Annotated in this window: 1 protein-coding gene; it reads right to left on the reverse strand. The window is 73.8% G+C overall.

Annotation, left to right across the window (positions count from 1 at the left end):
- Nucleotides 1-8065 (reverse strand): amino acid adenylation domain-containing protein (locus AB0G56_RS41790; protein ID WP_360981482.1); only part of this gene is annotated, 8065 nt, incomplete at both ends.

Consider the following 8065-nt stretch of genomic DNA (forward strand, 5'->3'; position numbering starts at 1 on the left):
AACACCAACCCACGCTCGACATCCGAAAGCACCTCCACACCACCGACCCGAACCCCCGGATCAGCAGCCACCACACCCAACACCCGCACCAACCGCTCGACCAACCGCTCAGCCGTCACCACGTCGAAGAGATCGGTGCTGAATTCCAGGACGCCCGCGATGCCGTCGGGCTGTGCGTCCGGGGCGTGTTGTTCCACCATGCGGAAGAGCAGGTCGAACTTGGCCGCTCCGAGCGGCAGGGGCTGCTGCCGCACGGTGACGCCGGACAGACTGCGCACCGCGTCGGCCGCGATGTGCTGGTCGGTGTTGTTCCAGGTGAGCATGGTCTGGAAGAGCGGGTGGCGGGCCATCGAGCGCTCGGGATTGAGGACCTCGACCAGTCGCTCGAAGGGCACCTCCTGATGGGCGTACGCCGCCAGGTCGAACTCCTTCACGCGGCCGACGAGTTCCCGGAAGGTCGGGTCGCCGGACAGGTCCGTGCGCAGCACGAGCGTGTTGACGAAGAAGCCGACCAGGTCCTCCACCGCCTCGTCGGTGCGGCCGGCGACAGGAGTACCCAGCGGGATGTCGGTCCCGGCGCCCAGCCGCGACAGCAGCGTCGCCAGAGCGGCCTGCACCACCATGAACATGCTCGCGCCGCTCTCCCGCGCCAGCGCCACCAGCCGCTCGTGCACCTCGTGCGGGACGTGGAAGGCGACCCGGCCGCCTCGCTGCGACGCGACGGCGCGGCGTGGCCGGTCGGCGGGGAGGGCCAGCTCTTCCGGCAGCTCGGCCAGCGCCTGCCGCCAGAAGGCGATCTCACGGGAGATGGCGCTGTCCGGGTCGTCCTCGTAGCCCAGTACCTCGCGCTGCCACAGCGTGAAGTCGGCGTACTGCACCGGCAGTTCCCGCCACTGCGGAGCGGTGCCTGCGCGGCGGGCCGCGTAGGCGGTGGTCAGGTCGCGCGCCAGCGGGCCCATCGACCACGCGTCGCCCGCGATGTGGTGGACCAGCACCAGCAGCACGTGCTGCTCGGGGTCCAGCTCGAACAGCAGGGTGCGCAGCGGGAGTTCGGCGGCGAGGTCGAAGGCGTAGCGGGCGCCCGCGGTCAGGGCGTCGGTGAGGCCGTCCTCGGTGGTGCGGGCGGTGTGCAGCTCCGGGTGGGCCGCCTCGGCCGGCAGCACGAGCTGGTGGGCGCCCTGGTCGTCCTCGGCGAAAAGGGTGCGCAGAGACTCGTGGCGGGCCACGACGTCGTGCAGCGCAGCAGTCAGCGCGGTCCGGTCCAGGGGGCCGTCCAGGCGGAGCGCGGTCGGCATGTTGTAGGTGGGGCCGGGGCCTTCCAGCCGGTTGAGGAACCACAGCCGCTGCTGGGCGGGTGAGAGCGGGATCCGGGCCGGCCGCTCGGTCCTGGTCAGCGGTCGGCGGGCGCGGCCGGAGGCCGTGTCCAGGACGGCGGCGAGCCGTGCCACCGTGGGGTGCTCGAACAACTGCCGCACGGACAGTTCCACGTCGAGGGTGGATCGGATGCGTCCGGCCAGCCGGGTGGCGAGCAGGGAGTGGCCGCCCAGGTCGAAGAAGCCGTCGTCGATGCTCACCTCGGGCACGCCGAGCACCTCGGCGAACAGCCCGCACAGGATCTCCTCGCGCGGTGAGCGCGGCGCCCGGCCGGCGGGCCGCGCCGTGCTGTCCGGGTCGGGCAGGGCCTTGCGGTCGAGCTTGCCGTTCGGGGTCAGCGGCAGCGTGTCCAGCGTGACGAACGCCGACGGCACCATGTACTCCGGCAGCCGGCGGGCCGCGTGCCGGCGCAGCGCCGCCGGGTCGGCGCTACCGGTCACGTAGGCGACCAGCCGCCTCTCGCCCGGTGTGGCCTCCCGGACCAGGACCGCGGCACGCGTCACGGACGCGTCGGCGAGCAGGACGGCCTCGATCTCGCCGGGTTCGATGCGGTGGCCGCGCACCTTGACCTGCTGGTCGGTGCGGCCGAGGTACTCCAGTTCGCCGTCGGCGGACCAGCGCGCCAGGTCACCGGTGCGGTACATGCGCTCACCCGGACCGCCGTACGGGTCGGCGACGAACCGCTCCGCCGTCAGACCGGGACGGTCCAGGTAGCCGCGGGCCAGACCCGCGCCCGCGATGTACAGCTCTCCGCTCACGCCGGCGGGCACCGGGCACAGGGCGGCGTCGAGGACGTACGCCCGGGTGTTGCCGATGGGCCGTCCGATGGAACCCCGGCGTGCGCTGTCGGCGTCCACGGCGGCGGCGGTGGACCAGATCGTCGTCTCCGTCGGGCCGTAGACGTTGGTCACCGAGACCGCGTGCCGGGTGAGCGTCGAGGCGAGGCCGGCGGGCAGCGCTTCGCCGCCGACGAGCACCCGGAGGCCGGAGAGCGCGCCGGCGTGCTCGTCCGCGATCGCCTGCCACAGGCTGGGCGTCGCCTGCACGACCGAGATCCCGGCGCCGTCGATCAGCTCGGCCAGGGCCCGCGGGTCACGCACCGTGTCCCGGTCGGCGAGCACCACGGTGGCTCCGGCCAGCAGGGGTACGTACAGTTCGAGCGCGGCGATGTCGAAGCCGACGGTCGTCACCGCGAGCAGCCGCTCGCCCGGTGTCAGGGCGCACCGCTCCCCCAGGCTCCGGAGCAAGTTGGCGAGTGCGGCGTGTCCGACGACGACGCCCTTGGGCCGCCCCGTCGAACCCGAGGTGTAGATCACGTACGCGGCGGTCGTGAGCGGGACGGGCGCCAGGTCACCGGCGTCCAGGCCGTCGAGGCCTTCCAGATCGGCGGCGGCCAGCCAGTCCTCGTCGACGACGAGCACGGGACGCGCGTCGTCGATCATGTAGGCGATGCGCTCGTCCGGGAAGTCGGGGTCGAGCGGCACGTAGGCGGCGCCGGACTTCAGCACGGCGAGGAGGACGGCCACCAGGTCGGCCGAGCGCGGCAGCCGGACGGCGACACGCTGCTCGGGACCGGCACCGGAGCGTACGAGCAGCCGTGCGAGCCGGTTGGCGCGCGCGTCGAGCTGCGCGTACGACAGCTTCTCGTCGCCGCAGACGACGGCGGTGGCCTCGGGGTTGCGGGCGGCGCGTGCCGCGAACAGCTGGGGCAGGGCGGTGTCCGGCGCGGGGCGTGCCGTGTCGTTCCACCGGTCGAGCACGGTGGTGCGCTCGGCTGCCGCCAGGACGTCGACTCGGCTGACCGGGAGGCCCGGGTCGGCCAGGACGGCTTCCAGGACGCGGACGAACCGCTCCGCGATCCGCGCGGCGGAGGCGCGGTCGTGGAGGTCGGTGCTGAACCCGAGCGCCCCGTGCAGTCCGCCGCCGTCGCCGGTGCGCTCCTCCAGGGCGAACGAGAGGTCGAACTTGGCGACGCCCGTGCCGACGGTGTGTCCGCTCACGGTGAGGCCGGGCAGCGGCTGTCCGGCCGTGCCGACATCCTGGAGGGTGCCGTCGTTCCAGCTGAGCATGGTCTGGAAGAGCGGGTGGCGGGCCGTCGAGCGCTCGGGGTTGAGGACCTCGACCAGTCGCTCGAAGGGCACGTCCTGGTGGGCGTACGCCGCCAGGTCGAACTCCCTGACGCGCCCGAGCAGTTCGCGGAAGGTCGGCTCGCCGGACAGGTCGGTGCGCAGCACCAGCGTGTTGACGAAGAAGCCGACCAGGTCCTCCACCGCCTCGTCGGTGCGGCCTGCGACCGGCGTGCCGATGGGGATGTCCGTGCCCGCGCCCAGCCGCGACAGCAGCGTCGCCAGCGCGGCCTGCACCACCATGAACACGCTCGCGCCGCTCTCCCGCGCCAGCGCCAGCAGCCGCTCGTGCGCCCGGGCGGGCACCTCGAACTCCACGAAGTCGCCCCGGTAGGACGCGGTGGCGGGCCGGGGGCGGTCCTTGGGCAGGTCCAGCTCCTCGGGGAGCCCGGCAAGCGCCTCCCGCCAGAAGTCCACCTGGCCGGCCAGCGGGCTGTCGGGGTCGTCCTCGGAGCCCAGCACCTCGCGCTGCCACAACGTGAAGTCGGCGTACTGCACCGGCAGTTCCCGCCAGTCCGGAGCGCCACCCGTGCGACGGGCCGCGTAGGCGGCCGTCAGGTCGCGCGCCAGCGGGCCCATCGACCATCCGTCACCGGCGATGTGATGCACCGTCAGCAGAAGTACGTGGTCCTGCTCCGCGAGCTCGAAGAGCTGTGCCCGGAAGGGGATGTCCCGCTCCAGGTCGAAGGTGCGCCGGGCCGCGGTGCGCAGCTCGGCGTCCAGCCCGGCGGCGTCGGCGTGCGCCACCTCCAGTCCGGACCGGGCCAGGTGCACGGGCAGCACCCGCTGGTAGGGGCCCTCCGCGTCCTCGCCGAAGACGGTGCGCAGCGCCTCGTGCCGTGCCACGACGTCGGCCAGCGCGGCCTCCAGCGCACCGCGGTCGAGGTCGCCGGCGAGCCGCAGCGCGGTGGGGATGTTGTAGGTGGCGGCGGGTCCCTCGAAGCGGTCCAGGAACCACAGCCTGCGCTGGGCGTACGACAGCGGCACCCGCTCCGGACGGGACGCCGCCCGGCCGACGCCGGGGCGGGCACCGTGACCGGCTTCGTCGAGGGCAGCGGCGAGCCCGGCGACCGTGGGCGCCTCGAAGAGCCTGCGCACGGGCAGTTCCACACCCAGGGTGCCGCGGACGCGGTTGACCAGCCGGGTGGCCAGCAGCGAATGGCCGCCCAGGTCGAAGAAGCCGTCGTCGATGCCGACCCTCTCGACGCCGAGCACCTCGGCGAACAGGCCGCACAGGATCTCCTCGCGCGGGGAACGCGGTCCGCGCCCGGTGGAGGCGTACCGGGGGGCGGGCAGGGCCCGGCGGTCCAGCTTGCCGTTCGGGGTGAGCGGCAGCGCGTCCAGTTCGACGAACGCGGACGGCACCATGTAGTCCGGCAGCACGGTCGCGACGTACGCCCGCAGGGCCGCCGTGTCGAGCGCGCCGGCCGGTACGACGTAGGCGACCAGGCGCCTGTCACCCGGCCGGTCCTCGCGCACGAGGACGGCGCATCGGGCCACCGGGGCGTGGGCCGAGACCACGGCCTCGACCTCTCCCGGCTCGATGCGGAAGCCGCGCAGCTTGACCTGGTCGTCGGCGCGGCCCAGGTACTCCAGCAGGCCCTCGCGATTCCAGCGGACGCGGTCGCCGGTGCGGTACATACGCTCGCCCGGCGCCCCGAACGGGCAGGCCACGAACCGCTCCGCGGTCATCCCGGGACGGTTCAGGTAGCCGCGGGCCAGACCCGCTCCGGCGATGTACAGCTCGCCCGCCACCCCGGCGGGCACCGGCCGCAGGCCGGCGTCCAGCACATAGGCGCGGACGTTGGAGACCGGCCGCCCGATGGGAGCCTGCTCGGGCCATCCGCCGATGTCGTCGGGCAGGGTCCAGGCGGTGACGACGTGCGTCTCCGTAGGACCGTAGTGGTTGTGCAGACGCCTGCCGGGTTGCCGCGCGAACAGGGCTCGTACGGCGCCGCCGAGGGTGAGGGCCTCGCCGGCCTGGGCCACGTGGGCGAGATCCGGCAGGGCCAGGTCCTGTCGGCGTGCCGCCTCGGCGAGCGCGTCGACGACCAGGTTGGGGGCGTACAGCTCCCGGACCCGGTGCCGCCGCAGCCACCCGGCCAGCCGATCGGGGCTGTGGCGCACCTCGTCGGGGCAGGTCGCCAGCGCGTTGCCGGACAGCAGCGCGGAGAGCATCTCCTGGACCGACACGTCGAAGCCGACCGCGGTGAACTGCGCGGTCACCCCGCCCTCGGCGGGCGGCACCGCACGCTCGTGCCAGGCCAGCAGGTTGACGACCGCCCCGGCCGGCATGACCACGCCCTTGGGGCGGCCGGTGGACCCGGAGGTGTAGATGACGTACGCCGGGTGCTCGGGGGCGGGCGGCGCGACGCGCTCGCCGTCCGTCAGGTTCCACGCGCCGTGGGCCGAGGTGTCGGACGCGGCGAGCCATGCCTCGTCGACGACGAGGGCCGGCGCGGCGTCCTCGACCAGGGCGGCGATGCGGTCGGCCGGATGCTGCGGGTCCAGCGGCAGGTACGCCGCGCCCGTCTTCAGGACCGCCAGCAGCACGACCAGCAGGTCGGCGGAGCGCGGCAGCCGCACACCCACGAACCGCTCGGCGCCGATGCCCTGGCCCGCCAGCAGCCGGGCGAGCCGGTTGGCCCGTGCGTTCAGCTCGGCGTAGTCGAGGGTGCGATCGCCGTCGATCACCGCCGGCGCGTGCGGGGTCCGGGCCGCCTGCGCCTCGAACAGCTCCGCCGGGGAGGCGGCGGGCACCGGAGCGGACGTGTCGTTCCACGCGGTCAGGACACGTGCCCGCTCCTCGGGCGTGAGCGGCTCGGCCCGCCCGATGCCGTCCTCGGGCGTGTCGACCAGCGCGCGCAGCAGCCGCACGAACCGCTCGGCGAGCGTTCCGGCGCTGTCGCGGTCGTAGAGGTCGGCGCTGTACTCCAGCACGCCCTGGAGTCCCCCGCCCGCACCGCCGTGCTCGGCAGGCCGCTCGACGAAGGCGAACAGCAGGTCGAACTTGGCGATGCCGGTGCCCACGGGCAGCGGCGTGACCGTCAGCCCGTCGAGGTGCGCGGACGCGTCGAAGGTCTGGTGCTGGTCGGCCGCGTTCCAGGTGAGCATGGTCTGGAACAGGGGGTGGCGGGCCATCGAACGCCGTGGATTGAGGACCTCCACCAGCCGCTCGAACGGCACGTCCTGGTGCGCGTAGGCGGCGAGCGCCGTGCTGCGCACCCGGCCGACGAGCTCCGCGAACGTGGGGTCGCCCGAGGTGTCGGTGCGCAGCACCAGCGTGTTGACAAAGAAGCCGACCAGGTCTTCGAGCGCACTGTCGGTGCGGCCCGCGGTCGGCGTGCCGAGCGGGATGTCGGTGCCCGCGCCCAGCCGCGTCAGCAGAGCGGCGAGGGCGGCCTGCACCACCATGAACGGGCTCGCCTGCTGGGCACGTGCCACGGCCACGACCTTGTCGTACACGTCCCCTGGGATCTCGAACGGCATCCGGCCGCCCTCGTGGGAGGAGACGGCCGGCCGCTGCCGGTCGACCGGGAGCGCCAACTCCTCCGGCAGGTCATCGAGTTGGATGCGCCAGTAGTCGACCTGCCGGGCGGCTGCGCTGTCCGCGTCCTCCTCGGCGCCCAGCACCTCGCGCTGCCACAGCGTGTAGTCCGCATACTGCGCGGGCAGCGGCTGCCCGCCCGGTGCCGCTCCGGCGCGGCGCGCCGCGTACGCGGTGGTGAGGTCGCGGGCGAGCAGCGGCATGGACCAGCCGTCAGCGCTGATGTGGTGCACCAGCACCAGCAGCACGTGCTCCTGCTCACCGACGCGGAACAGCGTCGCCTTGAACGGCGGCTCCGCGCAGAGGTCGAAGCCGTAGCGGGCGGCCTTCTCCAGTGCGGCGGGCAGTCCGGCCTCGTCGGTCGGTACGACGTCCAGGGCCGGTACGGCTTCCTCGACCGGGAGCACCTTCTGGTACGGGCCTTCGGCGTCCTCGCCGAACACCGTCCGCAGGGACTCGTGCCGCACCACCACATCCGCCAGGGCCGCGCGCAGCGCTTGCTGGTCGAGGTGGCCGCTCAGCCGCAGCGAGACGGGCATGTTGTAGGTCGGACTCGGCCCCTCCAGCCGGTGAAGGAACCACAGCCGCTGCTGGGCGTACGACACCGGCACACGGTCCGGCCGGGCCACCGCCCCGACGCCCTGCCGGGCCCGGCCCGCCCCGTCGAGCAGCCGCAGCATCCTGGACACCGACCGCGCCTCGAACGCCTGACGGATCGTCAGTTCAAAGCCGAGCGCGCTGCGCACCCGGCTGACCAGCCGGATGGCGAGCAGGGAGTGCCCGCCCAGCTCGAAGAAGTCGTCGTCGACACCGACCTCGGGGACACCGAGGACGTCCGCGTACAACCCGCAGAGGATCTCCACGCGCGGGTCCTGCGGCGCCCGCACCACGAGGCTCGCGCCCGCGTCGGCGTAGGCCTCCGTGGCGTACTCGGGGTCGGGGAGGGCCTTGCGGTCGAGTTTGCCGTGCGGGGTCAGCGGGAGCGCGTCCAGGACCACGACCGCGGACGGCACCATGT

Source organism: Streptomyces sp. NPDC021356 (genome assembly GCF_040641015.1).
Taxonomy (GTDB): Bacteria; Actinomycetota; Actinomycetes; order Streptomycetales; family Streptomycetaceae; genus Streptomyces.